14 protein-coding genes, 9 tRNA genes and 4 rRNA genes are annotated in these 21,137 nt (G+C 46.8%); all 27 read right to left on the bottom strand.

Annotation, left to right across the window (positions count from 1 at the left end; all coding sequences use genetic code 11):
* Positions 1-170: 170 nt before the first annotated feature.
* A 16S ribosomal RNA gene (locus AC0OMU_RS11545) occupies positions 171-1,720 on the bottom strand.
* A 170-nt stretch (positions 1,721-1,890) separates the two neighbouring features.
* Positions 1,891-1,966 (bottom strand) — tRNA-Ala (locus tag AC0OMU_RS11540).
* A gap of 7 nt (positions 1,967-1,973) precedes the next feature.
* Positions 1,974-2,050 (bottom strand) — tRNA-Pro (locus AC0OMU_RS11535).
* A gap of 27 nt (positions 2,051-2,077) precedes the next feature.
* Positions 2,078-2,154: transfer RNA gene (locus tag AC0OMU_RS11530), tRNA-Arg, on the bottom strand.
* Between the two features lie 9 nt (positions 2,155-2,163).
* A tRNA-Leu gene (locus AC0OMU_RS11525) sits at positions 2,164-2,249 on the bottom strand.
* A 14-nt stretch (positions 2,250-2,263) separates the two neighbouring features.
* Positions 2,264-2,338 (bottom strand) — tRNA-Gly (locus AC0OMU_RS11520).
* Between the two features lie 40 nt (positions 2,339-2,378).
* Positions 2,379-2,461 (bottom strand) — tRNA-Leu (locus tag AC0OMU_RS11515).
* 6 nt (positions 2,462-2,467) lie between these two features.
* Positions 2,468-2,543: transfer RNA gene (locus tag AC0OMU_RS11510), tRNA-Lys, on the bottom strand.
* Positions 2,544-2,579: 36 nt separating this feature from the next.
* Positions 2,580-2,655 (bottom strand) — tRNA-Thr (locus AC0OMU_RS11505).
* Between the two features lie 4 nt (positions 2,656-2,659).
* Positions 2,660-2,735, bottom strand: a tRNA-Val gene (locus AC0OMU_RS11500).
* 22 nt (positions 2,736-2,757) lie between these two features.
* Positions 2,758-2,873: ribosomal RNA gene (rrf, locus tag AC0OMU_RS11495) — 5S ribosomal RNA — on the bottom strand.
* A gap of 54 nt (positions 2,874-2,927) precedes the next feature.
* Positions 2,928-5,855: ribosomal RNA gene (locus AC0OMU_RS11490) — 23S ribosomal RNA — on the bottom strand.
* Between the two features lie 170 nt (positions 5,856-6,025).
* Positions 6,026-7,575 (bottom strand): 16S ribosomal RNA (locus AC0OMU_RS11485).
* The 16S, 23S and 5S rRNA genes sit together here with 9 tRNA genes alongside, the layout of an rRNA operon.
* Positions 7,576-7,883: 308 nt before the next feature.
* Positions 7,884-9,383 (bottom strand): lysine--tRNA ligase, encoded by a 1,500-nt coding sequence (gene lysS / locus AC0OMU_RS11480; RefSeq protein ID WP_003226674.1) that lies wholly within the window; start codon positions 9,381-9,383, stop codon positions 7,884-7,886.
* A gap of 91 nt (positions 9,384-9,474) precedes the next feature.
* Complete coding sequence (dusB, locus tag AC0OMU_RS11475; RefSeq protein WP_014475588.1) at positions 9,475-10,476, bottom strand: tRNA dihydrouridine synthase DusB; 1,002 nt, start codon at positions 10,474-10,476, stop codon at positions 9,475-9,477.
* A gap of 23 nt (positions 10,477-10,499) precedes the next feature.
* Positions 10,500-10,709, bottom strand: coding sequence for a helix-turn-helix domain-containing protein (locus AC0OMU_RS11470; RefSeq protein ID WP_003226678.1), 210 nt, complete (start codon positions 10,707-10,709; stop codon positions 10,500-10,502).
* Entirely contained in the window at positions 10,661-11,164 is a 504-nt protein-coding gene (gene folK, locus AC0OMU_RS11465; protein WP_474241195.1) for a 2-amino-4-hydroxy-6-hydroxymethyldihydropteridine diphosphokinase, read from the bottom strand. The genes AC0OMU_RS11470 and folK overlap by 49 nt, the downstream gene beginning before the upstream one ends.
* The gene (folB, locus tag AC0OMU_RS11460) at positions 11,161-11,523 is read right to left on the bottom strand and encodes a dihydroneopterin aldolase (RefSeq protein ID WP_014478613.1); all 363 of its coding nucleotides are present in this window, start codon (positions 11,521-11,523) and stop codon (positions 11,161-11,163) included. Before folB ends, folK begins: the two co-directional genes overlap by 4 nt.
* Positions 11,516-12,373 carry a dihydropteroate synthase gene (gene folP / locus AC0OMU_RS11455; RefSeq protein ID WP_474241194.1) on the bottom strand — a complete coding sequence of 286 codons (858 nt, stop codon included), beginning with the start codon at positions 12,371-12,373 and terminating at the stop codon, positions 11,516-11,518. The genes folB and folP overlap by 8 nt, the downstream gene beginning before the upstream one ends.
* On the bottom strand, positions 12,355-13,236 hold the full coding sequence (gene pabC, locus AC0OMU_RS11450; protein ID WP_474241570.1) for an aminodeoxychorismate lyase: 882 nt from the start codon (positions 13,234-13,236) through the stop codon (positions 12,355-12,357). Before pabC ends, folP begins: the two co-directional genes overlap by 19 nt.
* Positions 13,236-13,820 (bottom strand): aminodeoxychorismate/anthranilate synthase component II, encoded by a 585-nt coding sequence (pabA, locus tag AC0OMU_RS11445; protein WP_014475585.1) that lies wholly within the window; start codon positions 13,818-13,820, stop codon positions 13,236-13,238. The genes pabC and pabA overlap by 1 nt, the downstream gene beginning before the upstream one ends.
* Positions 13,821-13,833: 13 nt before the next feature.
* Positions 13,834-15,246: an anthranilate synthase component I family protein gene (locus tag AC0OMU_RS11440; RefSeq protein ID WP_015482698.1), complete on the bottom strand. Its 1,413-nt coding sequence runs from the start codon at positions 15,244-15,246 to the stop codon at positions 13,834-13,836.
* A gap of 165 nt (positions 15,247-15,411) precedes the next feature.
* Entirely contained in the window at positions 15,412-16,338 is a 927-nt protein-coding gene (gene cysK / locus AC0OMU_RS11435) for a cysteine synthase A (RefSeq protein ID WP_003218399.1), read from the bottom strand.
* A 75-nt stretch (positions 16,339-16,413) separates the two neighbouring features.
* Positions 16,414-17,307: a peptidyl-prolyl cis-trans isomerase gene (locus AC0OMU_RS11430; RefSeq protein WP_047181973.1), complete on the bottom strand. Its 894-nt coding sequence runs from the start codon at positions 17,305-17,307 to the stop codon at positions 16,414-16,416.
* A gap of 46 nt (positions 17,308-17,353) precedes the next feature.
* Positions 17,354-18,229: a redox-regulated molecular chaperone HslO gene (gene hslO, locus AC0OMU_RS11425; RefSeq protein ID WP_003226695.1), complete on the bottom strand. Its 876-nt coding sequence runs from the start codon at positions 18,227-18,229 to the stop codon at positions 17,354-17,356.
* Between the two features lie 11 nt (positions 18,230-18,240).
* The gene (locus AC0OMU_RS11420) at positions 18,241-19,017 is read right to left on the bottom strand and encodes a type III pantothenate kinase (RefSeq protein ID WP_010886388.1); all 777 of its coding nucleotides are present in this window, start codon (positions 19,015-19,017) and stop codon (positions 18,241-18,243) included.
* Between the two features lie 194 nt (positions 19,018-19,211).
* Positions 19,212-21,125, bottom strand: coding sequence for an ATP-dependent zinc metalloprotease FtsH (ftsH, locus tag AC0OMU_RS11415; RefSeq protein WP_003243881.1), 1,914 nt, complete (start codon positions 21,123-21,125; stop codon positions 19,212-19,214).
* Positions 21,126-21,137: the final 12 nt, after the last annotated feature.

Genomic DNA, 21,137 nt, shown 5'->3' with positions numbered 1-21,137 from the left:
GTTAAAAAGAATCACTATGTGATATCTTGTGTTACTAATTGAATGTGATGTCTACTGTTATCTAGTTTTCAAAGAACACGTTTCGAAGGAATGATCCTTCAAAACTAAACAAGACAGGGAACGTTCTGTTTATAAGACCCAAGGTCTTATATTCCGTATAATATCCTTAGAAAGGAGGTGATCCAGCCGCACCTTCCGATACGGCTACCTTGTTACGACTTCACCCCAATCATCTGTCCCACCTTCGGCGGCTGGCTCCTAAAAGGTTACCTCACCGACTTCGGGTGTTACAAACTCTCGTGGTGTGACGGGCGGTGTGTACAAGGCCCGGGAACGTATTCACCGCGGCATGCTGATCCGCGATTACTAGCGATTCCAGCTTCACGCAGTCGAGTTGCAGACTGCGATCCGAACTGAGAACAGATTTGTGGGATTGGCTTAACCTCGCGGTTTCGCTGCCCTTTGTTCTGTCCATTGTAGCACGTGTGTAGCCCAGGTCATAAGGGGCATGATGATTTGACGTCATCCCCACCTTCCTCCGGTTTGTCACCGGCAGTCACCTTAGAGTGCCCAACTGAATGCTGGCAACTAAGATCAAGGGTTGCGCTCGTTGCGGGACTTAACCCAACATCTCACGACACGAGCTGACGACAACCATGCACCACCTGTCACTCTGCCCCCGAAGGGGACGTCCTATCTCTAGGATTGTCAGAGGATGTCAAGACCTGGTAAGGTTCTTCGCGTTGCTTCGAATTAAACCACATGCTCCACCGCTTGTGCGGGCCCCCGTCAATTCCTTTGAGTTTCAGTCTTGCGACCGTACTCCCCAGGCGGAGTGCTTAATGCGTTAGCTGCAGCACTAAGGGGCGGAAACCCCCTAACACTTAGCACTCATCGTTTACGGCGTGGACTACCAGGGTATCTAATCCTGTTCGCTCCCCACGCTTTCGCTCCTCAGCGTCAGTTACAGACCAGAGAGTCGCCTTCGCCACTGGTGTTCCTCCACATCTCTACGCATTTCACCGCTACACGTGGAATTCCACTCTCCTCTTCTGCACTCAAGTTCCCCAGTTTCCAATGACCCTCCCCGGTTGAGCCGGGGGCTTTCACATCAGACTTAAGAAACCGCCTGCGAGCCCTTTACGCCCAATAATTCCGGACAACGCTTGCCACCTACGTATTACCGCGGCTGCTGGCACGTAGTTAGCCGTGGCTTTCTGGTTAGGTACCGTCAAGGTACCGCCCTATTTGAACGGTACTTGTTCTTCCCTAACAACAGAGCTTTACGATCCGAAAACCTTCATCACTCACGCGGCGTTGCTCCGTCAGACTTTCGTCCATTGCGGAAGATTCCCTACTGCTGCCTCCCGTAGGAGTCTGGGCCGTGTCTCAGTCCCAGTGTGGCCGATCACCCTCTCAGGTCGGCTACGCATCGTAGCCTTGGTGAGCCATTACCTCACCAACTAGCTAATGCGCCGCGGGTCCATCTGTAAGTGGTAGCCGAAGCCACCTTTTATGTTTGAACCATGCGGTTCAAACAACCATCCGGTATTAGCCCCGGTTTCCCGGAGTTATCCCAGTCTTACAGGCAGGTTACCCACGTGTTACTCACCCGTCCGCCGCTAACATCAGGGAGCAAGCTCCCATCTGTCCGCTCGACTTGCATGTATTAGGCACGCCGCCAGCGTTCGTCCTGAGCCAGGATCAAACTCTCCGATAAAGTAGTTTGACTGACTACGCACATCGCTGTGCGATTTTTAAAAACTGAATTAACAGGTACGTTTTGTCTTGTTTAGTTTTCAAAGATCATTTTTTGTCCGCTTTGTTAAAGCAACTTTGTTAGTATACAATATCACTTCTTCAAAGTCAACAACTTTTTTAAAAAACTTTTGGTGGAGCCTAGCGGGATCGAACCGCTGACCTCCTGCGTGCAAAGCAGGCGCTCTCCCAGCTGAGCTAAGGCCCCATAAAAATGGTCGGGAAGACAGGATTCGAACCTGCGACCCCATGGTCCCAAACCATGTGCTCTACCAAGCTGAGCTACTTCCCGATTTCCCATCTATTCTATTAAAAGATATGGCGCGCCCGAGAGGAGTCGAACCCCTAACCTTTTGATCCGTAGTCAAACGCTCTATCCAATTGAGCTACGGGCGCAAAACATAATGCCGAGGGCCGGACTTGAACCGGCACGGTAGTCACCTACCGCAGGATTTTAAGTCCTGTGTGTCTGCCAATTCCACCACCCCGGCGTGGATGGTATAGTTGGAGCGGAAGACGGGATTCGAACCCGCGACCCCCACCTTGGCAAGGTGGTGTTCTACCACTGAACTACTTCCGCAGACAGGATGTCCAGTTTTTCTAACTGTTATCCTATATAATGCGGGTGAAGGGACTTGAACCCCCACGTCATAAAGACACTAGATCCTAAGTCTAGCGCGTCTGCCAATTCCGCCACACCCGCGTAAAATGGTGAGCCATGAAGGACTCGAACCTTCGACCCTCTGATTAAAAGTCAGATGCTCTACCAACTGAGCTAATGGCTCTTCTACAAGAGACTTGAGTATTATATCATATAAAAGTGGTGCCGGCAAGAGGACTTGAACCCCCAACCTACTGATTACAAGTCAGTTGCTCTACCAATTGAGCTACACCGGCATAATGGTGGAGGATGACGGGCTCGAACCGCCGACCCTCTGCTTGTAAGGCAGATGCTCTCCCAGCTGAGCTAATCCTCCATAATTGCACTAACGTGCAATTGCTTGGCGGCGTCCTACTCTCACAGGGGGAAACCCCCGACTACCATCGGCGCTGAAGAGCTTAACTTCCGTGTTCGGTATGGGAACGGGTGTGACCTCTTCGCTATCGCCACCAAACAAATTGAGAGTGTTCTCTCAAAACTAGATAACAGGTGTGACATCATTCAAAATATGGTTAAGTCCTCGATCGATTAGTATCTGTCAGCTCCATGTGTCGCCACACTTCCACCTCAGACCTATCAACCTGATCATCTTTCAGGGATCTTACTTCCTTGCGGAATGGGAAATCTCATCTTGAGGGGGGCTTCATGCTTAGATGCTTTCAGCACTTATCCCGTCCGCACATAGCTACCCAGCGATGCCCTTGGCAGAACAACTGGTACACCAGCGGTGCGTCCATCCCGGTCCTCTCGTACTAAGGACAGCTCCTCTCAAATTTCCTGCGCCCGCGACGGATAGGGACCGAACTGTCTCACGACGTTCTGAACCCAGCTCGCGTACCGCTTTAATGGGCGAACAGCCCAACCCTTGGGACCGACTACAGCCCCAGGATGCGATGAGCCGACATCGAGGTGCCAAACCTCCCCGTCGATGTGGACTCTTGGGGGAGATAAGCCTGTTATCCCCGGGGTAGCTTTTATCCGTTGAGCGATGGCCCTTCCATGCGGAACCACCGGATCACTAAGCCCGACTTTCGTCCCTGCTCGACTTGTAGGTCTCGCAGTCAAGCTCCCTTGTGCCTTTACACTCTGCGAATGATTTCCAACCATTCTGAGGGAACCTTTGGGCGCCTCCGTTACCTTTTAGGAGGCGACCGCCCCAGTCAAACTGCCCACCTGACACTGTCTCCCCGCCCGATAAGGGCGGCGGGTTAGAAGGTCAATACAGCCAGGGTAGTATCCCACCGATGCCTCCACCGAAGCTGGCGCTCCGGTTTCCAAGGCTCCTACCTATCCTGTACAAGCTGTACCAACATTCAATATCAGGCTGCAGTAAAGCTCCACGGGGTCTTTCCGTCCTGTCGCGGGTAACCTGCATCTTCACAGGTACTATAATTTCACCGAGTCTCTCGTTGAGACAGTGCCCAGATCGTTGCGCCTTTCGTGCGGGTCGGAACTTACCCGACAAGGAATTTCGCTACCTTAGGACCGTTATAGTTACGGCCGCCGTTTACTGGGGCTTCAATTCGCACCTTCGCTTACGCTAAGCGCTCCTCTTAACCTTCCAGCACCGGGCAGGCGTCAGCCCCTATACTTCGCCTTACGGCTTCGCAGAGACCTGTGTTTTTGCTAAACAGTCGCCTGGGCCTATTCACTGCGGCTCTCTCGGGCTTGCACCCTAACAGAGCACCCCTTCTCCCGAAGTTACGGGGTCATTTTGCCGAGTTCCTTAACGAGAGTTCTCTCGATCACCTTAGGATTCTCTCCTCGCCTACCTGTGTCGGTTTGCGGTACGGGCACCTCTCACCTCGCTAGAGGCTTTTCTTGGCAGTGTGGAATCAGGAACTTCGCTACTATATTTCGCTCGCCATCACAGCTCAGCCTTATGGGAAACGGATTTGCCTATTTCCCAGCCTAACTGCTTGGACGCGGATATCCAATACCGCGCTTACCCTATCCTCCTGCGTCCCCCCATTGCTCAAATGGTGAGGAGGTGGTACAGGAATATCAACCTGTTGTCCATCGCCTACGCCTTTCGGCCTCGGCTTAGGTCCCGACTAACCCTGAGCGGACGAGCCTTCCTCAGGAAACCTTAGGCATTCGGTGGAGGGGATTCTCACCCCTCTTTCGCTACTCATACCGGCATTCTCACTTCTAAGCGCTCCACCAGTCCTTCCGGTCTGGCTTCACAGCCCTTAGAACGCTCTCCTACCACTGTTCGAAGAACAGTCCGCAGCTTCGGTGATACGTTTAGCCCCGGTACATTTTCGGCGCAGAGTCACTCGACCAGTGAGCTATTACGCACTCTTTAAATGGTGGCTGCTTCTAAGCCAACATCCTGGTTGTCTAAGCAACTCCACATCCTTTTCCACTTAACGTATACTTTGGGACCTTAGCTGGCGGTCTGGGCTGTTTCCCTTTCGACTACGGATCTTATCACTCGCAGTCTGACTCCCAAGGATAAGTCATTGGCATTCGGAGTTTGACTGAATTCGGTAACCCGGTAGGGGCCCCTAGTCCAATCAGTGCTCTACCTCCAAGACTCTTACCTTGAGGCTAGCCCTAAAGCTATTTCGGAGAGAACCAGCTATCTCCAGGTTCGATTGGCATTTCACCCCTACCCACACCTCATCCCCGCACTTTTCAACGTGCGTGGGTTCGGGCCTCCATTCAGTGTTACCTGAACTTCACCCTGGACATGGGTAGATCACCTGGTTTCGGGTCTACGACCACGTACTCATGCGCCCTATTCAGACTCGCTTTCGCTGCGGCTCCGCATCTTCTGCTTAACCTTGCACGGGATCGTAACTCGCCGGTTCATTCTACAAAAGGCACGCCATCACCCGTTAACGGGCTCTGACTACTTGTAGGCACACGGTTTCAGGATCTCTTTCACTCCCCTTCCGGGGTGCTTTTCACCTTTCCCTCACGGTACTGGTTCACTATCGGTCACTAGGGAGTATTTAGCCTTGGGAGATGGTCCTCCCGGATTCCGACGGAATTTCACGTGTTCCGCCGTACTCAGGATCCACTCAGGAGAGAACGAAGTTTTGACTACAGGGCTGTTACCTCCTATGGCGGGCCTTTCCAGACCTCTTCATCTACCTCGTTCTTTTGTAACTCCGTACAGAGTGTCCTACAACCCCAAGAGGCAAGCCTCTTGGTTTGGGCTAATCCCGTTTCGCTCGCCGCTACTCAGGGAATCGCATTTGCTTTCTCTTCCTCCGGGTACTTAGATGTTTCAGTTCCCCGGGTCTGCCTTCTCATATCCTATGAATTCAGATATGGATACCACTCCATTACGAGTGGTGGGTTTCCCCATTCGGAAATCTCCGGATCAAAGCTTGCTTACAGCTCCCCGAAGCATATCGGTGTTCGTCCCGTCCTTCATCGGCTCCTAGTGCCAAGGCATCCACCGTGCGCCCTTTCTAACTTAACCGTTAAAAAGAATCACTATGTGATATCTTGTGTTACTAATTGAATGTGATGTCTACTGTTATCTAGTTTTCAAAGAACACGTTTCGAAGGAATGATCCTTCAAAACTAAACAAGACAGGGAACGTTCTGTTTATAAGACCCAAGGTCTTATATTCCGTATAATATCCTTAGAAAGGAGGTGATCCAGCCGCACCTTCCGATACGGCTACCTTGTTACGACTTCACCCCAATCATCTGTCCCACCTTCGGCGGCTGGCTCCTAAAAGGTTACCTCACCGACTTCGGGTGTTACAAACTCTCGTGGTGTGACGGGCGGTGTGTACAAGGCCCGGGAACGTATTCACCGCGGCATGCTGATCCGCGATTACTAGCGATTCCAGCTTCACGCAGTCGAGTTGCAGACTGCGATCCGAACTGAGAACAGATTTGTGGGATTGGCTTAACCTCGCGGTTTCGCTGCCCTTTGTTCTGTCCATTGTAGCACGTGTGTAGCCCAGGTCATAAGGGGCATGATGATTTGACGTCATCCCCACCTTCCTCCGGTTTGTCACCGGCAGTCACCTTAGAGTGCCCAACTGAATGCTGGCAACTAAGATCAAGGGTTGCGCTCGTTGCGGGACTTAACCCAACATCTCACGACACGAGCTGACGACAACCATGCACCACCTGTCACTCTGCCCCCGAAGGGGACGTCCTATCTCTAGGATTGTCAGAGGATGTCAAGACCTGGTAAGGTTCTTCGCGTTGCTTCGAATTAAACCACATGCTCCACCGCTTGTGCGGGCCCCCGTCAATTCCTTTGAGTTTCAGTCTTGCGACCGTACTCCCCAGGCGGAGTGCTTAATGCGTTAGCTGCAGCACTAAGGGGCGGAAACCCCCTAACACTTAGCACTCATCGTTTACGGCGTGGACTACCAGGGTATCTAATCCTGTTCGCTCCCCACGCTTTCGCTCCTCAGCGTCAGTTACAGACCAGAGAGTCGCCTTCGCCACTGGTGTTCCTCCACATCTCTACGCATTTCACCGCTACACGTGGAATTCCACTCTCCTCTTCTGCACTCAAGTTCCCCAGTTTCCAATGACCCTCCCCGGTTGAGCCGGGGGCTTTCACATCAGACTTAAGAAACCGCCTGCGAGCCCTTTACGCCCAATAATTCCGGACAACGCTTGCCACCTACGTATTACCGCGGCTGCTGGCACGTAGTTAGCCGTGGCTTTCTGGTTAGGTACCGTCAAGGTACCGCCCTATTCGAACGGTACTTGTTCTTCCCTAACAACAGAGCTTTACGATCCGAAAACCTTCATCACTCACGCGGCGTTGCTCCGTCAGACTTTCGTCCATTGCGGAAGATTCCCTACTGCTGCCTCCCGTAGGAGTCTGGGCCGTGTCTCAGTCCCAGTGTGGCCGATCACCCTCTCAGGTCGGCTACGCATCGTTGCCTTGGTGAGCCATTACCTCACCAACTAGCTAATGCGCCGCGGGTCCATCTGTAAGTGGTAGCCGAAGCCACCTTTTATGTTTGAACCATGCGGTTCAAACAACCATCCGGTATTAGCCCCGGTTTCCCGGAGTTATCCCAGTCTTACAGGCAGGTTACCCACGTGTTACTCACCCGTCCGCCGCTGACATCAGGGAGCAAGCTCCCATCTGTCCGCTCGACTTGCATGTATTAGGCACGCCGCCAGCGTTCGTCCTGAGCCAGGATCAAACTCTCCGATAAAGTAGTTTGACTGACTACGCACATCGCTGTGCGATTTTTAAAAACTGAATTAACAGGTACGTTTTGTCTTGTTTAGTTTTCAAAGATCATTCTGTCCACTTCGTTCAAGCGACTTTATTATTATAACTCGTTGACTCAGTGAAGTCAATAACTTTTTTTAAGTTATTTTTTCGTTATCGCCTTGTTTAGCGGCAACGAATAATAATATACCACCTAGTAAATAATAGTGCAATAGTTTTTTTGAAGAAATACTAAGGAATTTAAAAAGAGCGGCATCCTTTCTCTATGGAGGATACCGCTCTTCTTTATTAGCGTTGTCTCATTTGCGGGAATAACAGCACATCGCGAATAGAAGGGGCATTCGTCAGCAGCATAACCAGACGGTCGATACCGATGCCTAAACCTCCTGTTGGCGGCATACCGTATTCCAGAGCTTCAACAAAGTCTTCATCCATTAGATGAGCTTCATCATTACCGGCTTCACGCTCTTTTAATTGCGCTTCAAAGCGTTCTCTTTGATCAATAGGATCATTCAGCTCTGTAAACGCGTTGGCATGTTCACGGCCAACGATAAACAGCTCAAAACGGTCTGTAAAACGCGGGTCCTCAGGGTTTTTCTTAGCAAGAGGAGAAATTTCTACAGGATGCCCGTAAATAAACGTTGGCTGAATAAGCGTTTCTTCAATTTTTTGTTCGAAGAATTCGTTGATGATATGCCCTACTGTCATAGAATCTTTAATTTCTACACCATGTTCTTTTGCATATTCACGCGCCTGCTCAACAGTAACCTCTTCCCAGAAATCAACGCCGGTCGCTTCTTTGACTGCGTCAACCATATGGATTCTTTTCCACTCCGGTTTAAGGTCGATTTGCTCTTCCCCGTATTGAATCGTAGTTGTGCCAAGCACTTCTTGGGCGATATGAGCGACAAGGTTTTCAGTTAAGCTCATGATATCTTTATAGTCCGCATATGCTTCATATAACTCAATCATTGTAAATTCAGGGTTATGGCGTGTAGAGACTCCTTCGTTACGGAAAACACGGCCGATTTCATATACTTTTTCTAAACCGCCGACAATTAGACGTTTTAGGTGCAGTTCGATAGCAATACGCATATAGAGTGGAATGTCTAACGCGTTGTGGTGAGTGATAAACGGACGTGCAGAAGCTCCCCCAGGAATGCTGTGCATTGTAGGTGTTTCTACTTCTAAGTATCCATGATCATCAAGGTATCTTCTCATAGCTTGAATGATCTTGCTTCGTGTAATGAATGTATGTTTGCTGTCTGGGTTTACGATAAGATCCAGGTAACGCTGACGGTAGCGCTGCTCAACGTCTTTTAAACCATGGTATTTGTCAGGAAGCGGACGAAGCGCTTTTGTCAGCAATTCAAAGGAAGTTGCTTTAACAGACAATTCGCCTACATTTGTTTTGAAGACTTTTCCGGTTACACCGATAAGATCACCGAGGTCAGAAGACTTGAAGATTTCATATTGGTCGTCACCGACACTGTCTTTTCTTACGTAGATTTGGATTTGGCCTTCTAAATCCTGAAGATGGGCAAAGCCGGCTTTTCCTTTGCCGCGTTTTGTCATCATGCGGCCTGCGATTGTAACTTCAATCGCTTTTTCTTCTAACTCTTCTTTGGTTAGATCTTGATATGCCGAAATAACTTCTTGAGACTGATGAGTTCTTTCAAAACGTGCGCCGAATGGATCGATGCCGTTATCTCTCAGCTGATTCATTTTATCGCGTCTGACTTGCAGCTGATCATTCAATTCTTCATGGTTATGCTCTTCTTGACTCATTGTTATCACTCCATTACAGATATTGTTTCATGAAAAAAGCAGAAAAACTGCCAGCGTAAAACTAGCAGTGAGCAGCAAATAGAGGTAAGTATTATCCTACTTTTGCATTTTGAAGCTCTTTTGCCTCAACTTCAACCGTAAATGCATCTAAAAGCTGTACAAACTCTTCTCTCGTCTCGCAATGATTGATTTCATTACGAACGTTCGCATTGCCTTTTACGCCTTTCAGATACCATGCAGCGTGCTTTCTCATTTCTCTTACCGCTACGTTTTCACCTTTTAAGTCAATCAGACGGTCAAGATGCAGTTTGCATACGGCCATTTTTTCGCGTACTTGCGGCTCTTCTTTTAATTCACCTGTTTCAAGATACTGAACCGTACGGTAAATCATCCACGGGTTGCCCAATGCAGCGCGTCCGATCATCACCCCGTCTACTCCTGTCTCATCGAGCATACGCTTAGCATCCTGCGGTGTCTTAACATCGCCGTTTCCGATAACCGGAATCGATACTGATTGTTTTACTTCTTTGATGATATCCCAGTTTGCCGTTCCTTCGTACATCTGCACTCTCGTACGGCCGTGAAGTGCCACTGCTTTACCGCCCGCACGTTCTACAGCCTGTGCATTTTTCACTGCGAAAATGTGGTCTTCATCCCAGCCCATTCTCATTTTCACTGTAACTGGTTTATTAACAGCATCCACTACTGCAGAAACCATTTCGTAAATCTTATCAGGGTCGAGAAGCCATTTGGCTCCCGCATCGCATTTTGTAATCTTCGGCACGGGACATCCCATGTTAATATCAATGATATCAGCAGTTGTGTTTTGGTCTACAAACTTCGCCGCTTCCACAAGGGTTTCCTTTTTTCCTCCGAAAATTTGAAGGCTGAGTGGTTTCTCACGTTCATCGATATAAAGCATACCCATTGTTCTTGCATTGTTGTAAAGGATCGCTTTGTCACTGACCATTTCAGCGCATACCAATCCGGCTCCGAATTCCTTTACAGTCAATCTGAACGCAGAGTTGCAGACACCAGCCATAGGTGCGAGCACAACCCGGTTTTTCAATTGAATATCTCCGATTTTGAACAATTTTTCTCCTCCTTTCATTTGTTCTATTTTTCTGGCGGCGCCAATTCGTCCGCACTTATATTTAAAACATCTGCTGCATCTTGAATGATGGCAGCTGACGGCAATCGGTTTCCGCGTTCAATTTCGCCGAGAATAGAAACTGATATACCTAATGCTTTTGCAAATCCTTCTTGAGTATAACCTTTCAGCTTTCTGAATGCACGAATTCGTCTACCCCAGATTTCTGCTTCCATACTCTTACACCTTCTTGGTCTGTTTCGGCGTTTGTAGCCTCTTTTTCAACCTGCTGGCAAATTTCCGCAAGAGGCGCAAGGACAAACAAACGCTCATACATTCTCGGATGCGGAACAATTAGTTGCTCTGTTTCAATATTTTCACGATTAAATAACAAAATGTCAAGGTCTGCCGTCCGCGGCCCCCATCTTACTTCCCTTGTTCTGCCTAATTCATTTTCTATCTGCTGCGTCAGTTCAAGGAGTTCAAAAGGGTTCAGTGATGTCTTGATTTCAACAGCCATATTCAAAAATTCAGCTTGGTCTTCGTATCCGACCGGGTCAGTTTCGTAAATAGACGACACTTTAGTGACTGTCACCGCAGCATGCTGAAGCAGTAAAGCCACTGCTTGCCTTAAATACGTTTCTCTATCTCCAATATTAGATCCAAGTGCAATATAAGCTATGTTGTTCATGACTTTTTTCTCGTAATTTCAATTGCTACTGATTTATAGTGTCCGGGAATTGGCGGGTCTGGCTTAATCACTTTCACCGTACATTGCTGAACAGGCTGAAATTTTTCGAGAACAGTGCCAGCAATACGTTCCGCCAGCGTTTCTACCAATTTTACAGGCTCCCCTTCCACGATATCTTTACATACGTGATAGAGCTCAGCATAGTTGATCGTTTGCTCAAGGTCGTCTGTTTGTCCAGCTTTGCTCAAATCCAGCTCAGCAGTTAAATCGACTTTAAACCGCTGGCCAAGCTTGTTTTCTTCTTTGAACACACCGTGATATCCGTAAAACTCCATACCTTCTACATAAACTTTATCCATGGTGCACCCCTCCCTTATTCAGCATCGCGTCCATCATTTTCGCCATTCTGGCAATTTGCTTTACATCATGGACCCTGACAATGTCACAGCCTTTTTGAATGCCGAGACACACAGTCGCGCCTGTGCCCTCAGCCCGCTCCTCAGGCGGAAGATCCAGAACACGTCCGATGAATCTTTTTCGGGAGGTTGCCAGAAGAACCGGATATCCCAACCCGCTGAAAATCTCTAGTTTGTTCATCACTGCCAGGTTATCGTGATAGGTTTTCGCGAAACCGATACCGGGATCAAGAATAATGTTCTTCTCGTCTACTCCGGCCTCAACAGCAATTTTTACACTCTCCATTAAGTCCGACAGCATATCCGGCAATAAGTCATTGTAGTTTCTTTCAAGGCGGTTATGCATGAGAACAATTGGAACATTATGTTCAGCTGCAACGGAAGCCATCTTCGGATCATGTTTGGCACCCCAAATATCATTGATAATGGATGCGCCGGCTTTCACTGCTTCATCTGCGACAGAAGCCTTGTACGTGTCTACAGAAATAGGAACACCAAGCTCTTTCGCAATCCGCTCAATCACCGGAATGACTCTGGACATCTCCTCATCCTCAGATACGCACTCAGCGCCAGGCCTTGTCGATTCCCCTCCGATATCAATGATATGGGCACCATCATCGATCATCTCTTTCGCGTGCAGCAGCGCCTTGTCCAAGCTGTCATATTTTCCGCCGTCCGAGAAAGAGTCAGGCGTTACGTTTAAAATTCCCATCACCAGCGTCTTCTCTTTATATGATAAAGCACTGGGCTTAGTGTGGATTACTTGTGTTTGATCTATTGTTTGCTGCGCCATGCTCTTCCTCCCTTTTCATGAATCATGTTCTTTATTTCTTTTTTGTATAACAATTGAAGAGCGGAGGTTGCTTCTCCGCTTTTGCTTCCATAGTTTACTTCTTCTATTTTAGTAAACGGGATGATTTCAAGAACCGAGTTCGTCATCCACGCTTCGTCAGCTGTCAAGAGAGCTTCTAGCTCATATCGGCCCGTTTTGAGCTCCAGGCCGATATTCTTTGCATTTTCTATGATAAAACGTCTCGTGACGCCGTCCAGAATACCGGTATCAAGCGATGGCGTATAGATACAGCGACCTTTTCTCCAGAAGACATTAGATATGATACCCTCTGCAACAGCTCCATCCTCCGTTAGGAAAATTCCCTCGACACGCGGATCATTTCCAATTTCCCGTTTCGCATACATATTATTTAAATAATGATGAGATTTTAACCGGAACGACCCCTCAGGAGTGTTTCTCCGTATCGATAAAATCTTCCCTTCTTTTTGCAAAGGAAGACTTTCTGGTTTAAGCTGATTCACAAAGCATAAAACGGTCGGCTTATCGTACGTCTGGGCGACAAAGCCTTTATCGCTGATCCCCGCAGATATGTTCAGTCTGACGCGGACATTGCCATCCTTGATATCATTTAGCTTAAGCAGCTTGTCCAGCATCTCAAGGATCTCATGCTTTGAAACAGTATATTCGATTTGCAGATCCTTAAGTGCGCGTTCAAGCCGTTCTATATGCCAATCAAGCAGAAACGGGCAGCCTTCGTAGAGCCTGAAGGTTTCGAAAACACCGATCCCATATAAAAACCCATGGTCAAAAGGAGAAAGAACTGCATCTTTCTCCTCCATATACCGGCCGTTTACATATATCATCACGCAATAACTTCCTTGCGGTATGTCTCAATAAAATTTCTGAGCATTTCTTTCCCAAAGGAGGTCATAATAGACTCTGGGTGAAATTGCACGCCCTCTATCGGGAGGTCATTGTGGCGAATAGCCATGATTTCTCCTTCTTTCGTTTGTGCTGTTACTGTAAAACAGCTTGGCAGCGTCTCAGGTTTTACGATCAGCGAGTGGTATCGCGTCGCAACAAGGGGATTTTTCAACCCTTCAAAAATGGTCTTGCCGTCATGCTCGATATCCGAGGTTTTCCCGTGCATAAGCCGTTCTGCCCTAACAACATCACCACCGAACACTTGTGCGATGGACTGATGTCCGAGACATACACCGAAAATAGGAATTTTCCCTGCGAAATGTTTAATTGCTTCGAGGCTGATTCCCGCCTCATCAGGGCTGCACGGTCCGGGAGATATCATCAGAAAGTCCGGAGACAGTTCTTCAATTTCTTCGATTGTGATGCTGTCATTGCGTTTCACAACCAGCTCTTCCCCAAGCTCGCCCAAATACTGTACCAAGTTGTACGTGAATGAATCGTAGTTATCAATCATTAAAATCATTTCTCCGCTCACCTCATCTAATTTTTGTCTCTTCTTTGCTCAGCTCTAATGCTCTTTGCATCGCAAAAGCTTTTTTGAATGATTCCTTGTATTCGTGCTTCGGAACAGAATCAATCACAACTCCTGCGCCGGACTGCATAAATGCCTGCCCTCCGGTTGCATAAATGGTTCGAATGACGATATTAAACTGCAGATCGTGATTATATCCAAACCATCCTATAGATCCAGTATAAAGCCCTCGGCGTGTCGGCTCAAGTTCTTCTATAATTTCCATCGTTCTTACTTTCGGTGCACCAGTAATGGTTCCTCCGGGAAACACAGCATGAATAATATCTACAGCATCATACCCATCCTGCAGTTCACCTTGGACATTAGACACAATGTGCATCACATGCGAGTATTTTTCAATTGCCATGAATTCATTTACGCGCACAGACCCGTAACGTGATACTCTTCCCAGGTCATTTCGCTCAAGATCAACCAGCATGACATGTTCCGCGCGTTCTTTTTCATTGTGTATCAATTCGTTTGCAAGCGCCTCGTCTTCTTCATTTGTTTTCCCTCTGGAACGTGTGCCCGCAATCGGTCTCGTCTCTAATAGCTTGCCCTTTTTGCTGACAAGCAGTTCAGGCGATCCGCAAATGATTTGGAAATCAGGTGTTTCTAAATACGCCATATAAGGAGAAGGATTTACTTCTCTCAAGGTTTTGTAAATTTGATATGGGTGGGCAGACAGTGACTGTGACTGCCTTATTGATAGATTGACTTGAAACACATCTCCGCTGGCAATGTATTGTTTGATTTTCTCTACAGCTTGTGAGAACCCATCCTCGGTAAATGGCGCCGCAAAGGAACCATCTGTTTCAGGTTTCATCTCTCGCGAAGAGACAGCGGGAAGCTCAGTCAGCCACATCTGCTCTAACTCAGATAGCTTGACATCTGCTGTTTCCTGATCAGAACCATTAACATGAGTAATCAGCCATAGAGACTCTTCTTGATGGTCATAAACTGCTATATCATCAAAAACAAGAAAATAAATATCTGGTGTTTCTAGATCATCTAACGAGAGCATTTTAAAATTTTCAATGTACCGTGCGTAATCATAGCTGAGAAACCCGATTGCCCCGCCTTGAAAGTCAGGGAACTCATGATTCGTTTCTGTTTCCAGCGTTTTAAACCAGCTGTGGAAGGCCCTTAATGGATCACCTTCTTTAAACAGCATCTCATCACCATGCTTAATTGTAGTTATTCCGTCTTTTCCTTTTACAGTCGCAATTGGATCAAGACCGGCTATACTATATCTGCCGCCTCTTGCACTTTCGAGAAGTACATGATGTTTTCGGGATTGCGCAAGTTTCTCAAATTGTTGTAAGAATGAGTCTTTTTGAAAAGGTACTTTTTTGCCTGCCGGTCTGCGTTGTGCCATTTGTATCATTCCTCTATTTTCTTTTTTACTTGGTTTAATTGTAAAGCAATGTTGTGAGTGAAAAAAGTGAATTTCTCTTCCAAGAATAACATTCGTCGCAGACATGGCATATTTGATGCACGAAATATAAAAAAACTCCCGGCTGACCGGGAGTTTTGGCTTTTTTTAATCGAATTGATACAGCGGCGTGCTTAGATAACGTTCGCCGTTACTTGGAATGATGGCCAATACTTTTTTGCCTTTTCCGAGTTTTTTTGCTACTTGAAGAGCAGCATAAATTGCCGCACCTGATGAGATGCCTCCGAGAATTCCTTCTTCACGTGCAGCTCTGCGGGCATATTCGAATGCTTCTTCATTCTTCACAGGGAAGATTTCATCATATACTTCAGTGTTTAAGATGTCCGGCACGAATCCAGCTCCGATTCCCTGAATTTTGTGGGGGCCTGGTTTTCCTCCTGAAAGCACTGGGGAATCTGACGGTTCAACAGCATAAATCTTGATGGAAGGGTATGCTTCCTTCAGCACTTCACCCGCTCCCGTAATCGTTCCGCCCGTTCCGATTCCGGCTACAAATGCGTCAAGCTGATCATCACCGAATTGCTCAACGATTTCTTTACCCGTTGTTTGGCGGTGAATTTCTGGGTTAGAAGGGTTGTTAAACTGCTGCGGCACAAAGTATCCGTGCTTTTCAGCAAGCTCTTCAGCTTTCTTAATGGCGCCTTTCATGCCTTCCGCACCAGGAGTCAGCACAAGCTCAGCACCGTATGCGCGAAGAAGGTTGCGGCGCTCCATGCTCATTGTATCAGGCATAACCAAAATGGCTTTTAATCCTTTAGCAGCAGCAACCATTGCAAGCCCGATTCCTGTATTTCCGCTTGTCGGTTCAATGATTGTATCACCGGCTTTTAATTTTCCTTCTTTTTCAGCCGCTTCAATCATGGCTAAACCGATACGGTCTTTTACACTGCTTCCAGGGTTCATGTATTCAAGTTTTAGATATACATCCGCACTGTTTTCATCTGCAAGGCGATTTAATTTAACGATTGGCGTATTCCCAATTAATTCAGTAATGGAGTTTGCTACACGTACCATTCTCGACACCTCAATTTCCGACTATTTGTATTGGTATTATGTATATAATCTATCAATTTCAAAATTTTTTGTCAATCACTTAGTACTTTTTTCCCCATAAAACCAAGATACATCGGCTTCTTTCCAAAGTGTCTTAACTGTCGCTTTATCACCTAGCTGATCCATTGCGATTTGCCGTCTGATCTGGCCCTTTACTTCATCAAATGAGAACGTTCTTGCCTTTAGTTTTTCTTTCAGCTGGATAATGGCATATCCGTTGCTGACCTTTATTGGTTCCTGAGACCATTCATCCTCTTTGAGTGTTTTCGCCTCTTCAATGTATGCTGATGGAATGTTGTCTGATGCCTCTGTGACAAAACCTAAATCTCCGCCGTATGGTGATGTATATCTGTCTGTAGATCTTTCGGCAGCGACAGCTTCAAAGCTTGATCCGCCTTTCAGTTCTTTCAGGACTTCTCTCGCTTCTTCTTCATCTTTTACAACAATGTGCCGAATTCGATACGAATCATCAAACTGATATAGTTCCTTATTTTTATTATAGAATGATTCCAATTCTTTGTTTGAGATATCGATATCCCTTGTTAACAAATCCTCAAGGAGGATATTATAACGAATTTGGTCTTTCCACTCTTTCTCCGTCGTATGTTCATCTTCGTAAAAGGAATTATTGACCGCTTTAATCAGCAAAAACTCACGATCAACTTCGCTTTTGGATATTTTAAGTTTGTTCTTTTTAGCCAGCTGCTCAACAACTCGGACATTGATCATATCTTCAAGCGTTGACTTACCATACTGATCTTCCATTTCTTTCAGCCATTCTTCTCTTGTCACACTCTTGCCTCCAATAGTCGCAATAGACTCACCGGATGACGATGCGCCGGCTTGGGATTTCGTCAGCGTATATGCAACAGCAATACAGCAAACCAACAGCGCCCCTAAAATAATGGTCCAGATTGTTCTTGATTTCAAACCTGCTTTCAGCCCCTTTTCTCAAATTAAAAACCCGCTAAAGAGCTTAGCGGGTAGTTTGGTCACGAAGCCCTTCCAGCTCTTCTTTTGTAAATAAGTACTTTTCATTACAAAAATGGCATACTGCTTCGGCTTGTCCATCTTCTTCTATCATATCTTGAATTTCTTTTTTGCCTAGTCCTAAAATGGCTGTTTCGAACCGTTCTTTTGAACAAGGGCAATGGAATCTGACAGGCATCGTTTCCAAAATCTCAGGTTTCTCGCCTAGGACTTCTTCTAAAATTTCTTCTGGTGTCAGCCCTTTTTGGATGAGCTTAGAAATCGGCTCTACTTGAGATAGACGCTGTTCAATTTTTGTGATTGTTTCATCATCTGTTCCCGGCATCAGCTGAATAATAAAGCCCCCTGCCGCAAGAATGGTATTGTCAGGATTTACGAGCACACCTACGCCCACTGATGAAGGAACCTGCTCAGATGATACAAGATAGTAAGTGAAATCATCTCCTAATTCTCCTGAAACAATTTCTACTTGTCCTGTGAAGAACTCGCGCAAACCTAAATCTTTTACGACACTTAACGTTCCGTTTGTTCCAACCGCACGTCTGACATCAAGCTTGCCTTGTTCATTTAAATCAAAATGAACTTGCGGGTTAGAGACATAGGCTCTGACTTCTCCTTTGGCATTGGCATCAGCTACAATAGCTCCGATCGGACCTCCGCCCTCGATTTTCACGGTCAGCTTATCATCGCCCTTCAGCATAGCGCCGAGCATAAGTGAAGCTGTCATTGTGCGGCCCAATGCAGCGGATGCTGTCGGCCACGTACCATGGCGTCTCTGTCCCTCATTTACCATATCAGTCGTTCTCGCAGCATAAGCCCGAACTTTTCCGTCATACGCAAGTGCTTTTACTAAATAATCCATTACTAAACCTCCTATACACTTCCTACGCGGTTTCTTTCATAAATCAATTCCAGCCCTTTTAGGGTTAAGAATGGATCAACGATGTCTATACAATCTGATTCGTTCGCAATGAGCGGCGCCAGGCCTCCTGTCGCAATGACCTTTGGTTCCTGTTTTGCCTGCCATTTCATTCGCTTAACGATTCCTTCCACTTGGCCGACATAGCCAAATAAAATCCCAGATTGCATCGCGCTAACAGTGTTTTTTCCGATAATATTGTCGGGCCGGGTGATTTCGATACGCGGAAGCTTTGCTGCACGCGAGTAAAGCGCCTCTGTCGAAATTGTAATCCCAGGGGCAATCGCCCCGCCCATGTATTGTTTGTTTTCATCAATATAGCAGTACGTTGTGGCGGTTCCGAAATCGACAACAATTAATGGATTGCCGTATAAGTGTATCGCAGCGACAGCATTTACGATTCTGTCTGCCCCTACTTCTTTCGGATTGTCATATTTTATATTTAAACCGGTTTTCATACCTGGACCAACAATTTGCGGCTCGATATGAAAGTATTTTGTGCACATTCTTTCTAACGCAAACATGATTGGCGGCACTACTGACGAAATAATAATGCCATCTATCTGTTCAAACATAAGCCCGGAGTGATCAAATAAGGAGCGCAAAATCATCCCAAACTCATCTTCTGTTTTATGCCTGCTTGTTTCTATACGCCAGTGATATTCTAATTTTCCATCATGATATACACCAAGTACAGTATTGGTGTTCCCCACATCGATAACCAGTAACAACCTCTATCACCACTTTTGAATAGTTTCTCTACTTTACTTTTTACAAACATTCTACAATACCATACACGATCAGCGGCTCATTTGTAAACAAATCGATACCAGAATTGGATGATTGTAAAAGCCGCTGCTGAGCCCATCATTTACATAAAAAAACTGCCAGCGTCAGCCGGCAGTTTTTTTAGAAAGAAAGCGAATTACTCTTTCGTATCGTCTTTCTTTTCTTCTGTTTTTGTCAGAATGTTTACTTTCACATCATCGTTCTTTTCATCATCTGAGAAATTACGCTCAGGTAATGTTCCATGATCGATAAGGTGTTTGATCTGTTCAGCGTCAAGCGTTTCAACTTTCAGAAGCGTTTGCGCAATCAATTCAAGCTTGTCACGATTTTCAGTCAGGATTTGTTTCGCACGCTCATAACATTCTTTGATGATGCGCTGAATTTCCTGATCAATTTCGTAAGCGATTTGATCACTGTAATTCTGTTCGTTGTTGAAATCACGGCCTAAGAATACCTGGCCACCCTGAGACTGTCCAAATTGCAACGGTCCCAGTTTTTCTGACATACCGAATTCCGTAACCATTCGTCTTGCAATGTTCGTCGCACGCTGGAAGTCATTGTGCGCCCCTGTGCTGACTTCACCGAAGATAATCTCTTCAGCAACACGTCCGCCCAAGAGACCGACAATTTTATCAAGCAGCTCCGGCTTTGTTTGGAAATAACGGTCTTCTCTTGGCAGCATAACAGCATAACCGCCAGCCTGGCCCCGAGGAACAATCGTTACTTTATGAACCATATCTGCCTCATCTAAAACGAGACCGATAACGGTGTGTCCGCCTTCGTGATAAGCCACGATATTGCGTTCTTTCTTGGAGATAACGCGGCTCTTCTTAGCAGGTCCGGCAATTACACGGTCCGTCGCTTCGTCAATATCACGCGCATCGATTTTTTTCTTGTTTTGACGAGCCGCTACAAGCGCAGCTTCATTCAAGAGGTTTTCTAAGTCAGCGCCCGAGAAGCCTGGTGTTCTCATGGCAATTGATTTTAGGTTAACCGTTTCATCCAGCGGTTTGTTTCTCGCATGGACTTTCAATACAGCTTCACGGCCAATGACATCTGGGCGGTCCACTGTGATTTGACGGTCAAAACGTCCCGGACGAAGTAAGGCTGGGTCCAAGATGTCCGCACGGTTCGTCGCAGCAATGATGATAATTCCTTCATTAGCGCTGAATCCGTCCATTTCAACAAGCAATTGGTTTAGCGTCTGTTCACGTTCATCGTGTCCACCGCCGAGACCAGCGCCACGCTGGCGTCCGACTGCGTCAATTTCATCAATGAAAATCAAACAAGGCGCATTCTTTTTCGCATTTTCAAACAAGTCACGCACACGGGAAGCACCGACCCCTACAAACATTTCAACGAAATCAGATCCGCTGATGCTGAAGAAAGGTACGCCGGCTTCACCTGCACAAGCCTTGGCAAGCAATGTTTTACCGGTACCCGGAGGTCCGACTAAAAGCACGCCTTTCGGTATTCTGGCGCCAAGCTCGGCAAACTTGCGGGGATCTTTCAGAAACTCAACAACTTCAACAAGTTCTTGCTTTTCTTCGTCAGCCCCTGCAACGTCTTTAAATTTGACGCGTTTCTTTTCCTCTGTATACAGCTTCGCTTTACTCTTGCCAAAGTTCATGACACGGCTGCCGCCGCCTTGAGCCTGATTGAGCAGGAAGAAAAACAGAATAAAGATAATGACAAATGGGATGATGGTCGTCAGGAACGTCACCCATCCGCTTGTTTCTTGAGCGGGCTCAACCTTTACGTCTGTCTTTTTCAAAGCGTTAAATATCTGGTCTGCTCCCTTTCCTTCAGGAACATGAGTCAAAAAGTATTGATCTTTGTCGTAGTTTTTCAGCTGCCCTTTTACCTCATAAACACCTCTGACAGGCTGAACCGATACGCTATCAACTTTCCCGTCATCCAGGTTTTTGATGAACGTACTGTACGACATATTTTCTGTTTTCGGATTTGAGGTCTGGAAGTAGCTCACAACCCCGATTACTACTAATAAAATAAGTAAATAAAAAATGGTATTACGGAAGACCCGATTCATTCCTTACCTCCT

Source organism: Bacillus sp. FAU18 (assembly GCF_056033885.1).
Note: the sequence above shows the minus strand (reverse complement) of the source record. Positions and strands in the feature narration are given on the sequence as shown.

Coding starts and splice junctions, on each gene's coding strand:
- AC0OMU_RS11470 (WP_003226678.1), bottom strand. CDS start 10,709: ATGGAAGCAGAAATCTGGGGTAGACGAATTCGTGCATTCAGAAAGCTG.
- lysS (WP_003226674.1), bottom strand. CDS start 9,383: ATGAGTCAAGAAGAGCATAACCATGAAGAATTGAATGATCAGCTGCAA.
- folK (WP_474241195.1), bottom strand. CDS start 11,164: ATGAACAACATAGCTTATATTGCACTTGGATCTAATATTGGAGATAGA.
- folP (WP_474241194.1), bottom strand. CDS start 12,373: ATGGCGCAGCAAACAATAGATCAAACACAAGTAATCCACACTAAGCCC.
- cysK (WP_003218399.1), bottom strand. CDS start 16,338: ATGGTACGTGTAGCAAACTCCATTACTGAATTAATTGGGAATACGCCA.
- ftsH (WP_003243881.1), bottom strand. CDS start 21,125: ATGAATCGGGTCTTCCGTAATACCATTTTTTATTTACTTATTTTATTA.
- AC0OMU_RS11440 (WP_015482698.1), bottom strand. CDS start 15,246: ATGGCACAACGCAGACCGGCAGGCAAAAAAGTACCTTTTCAAAAAGAC.
- hslO (WP_003226695.1), bottom strand. CDS start 18,229: ATGGATTATTTAGTAAAAGCACTTGCGTATGACGGAAAAGTTCGGGCT.
- pabC (WP_474241570.1), bottom strand. CDS start 13,236: ATGATATATGTAAACGGCCGGTATATGGAGGAGAAAGATGCAGTTCTT.
- pabA (WP_014475585.1), bottom strand. CDS start 13,820: ATGATTTTAATGATTGATAACTACGATTCATTCACGTACAACTTGGTA.
- folB (WP_014478613.1), bottom strand. CDS start 11,523: ATGGATAAAGTTTATGTAGAAGGTATGGAGTTTTACGGATATCACGGT.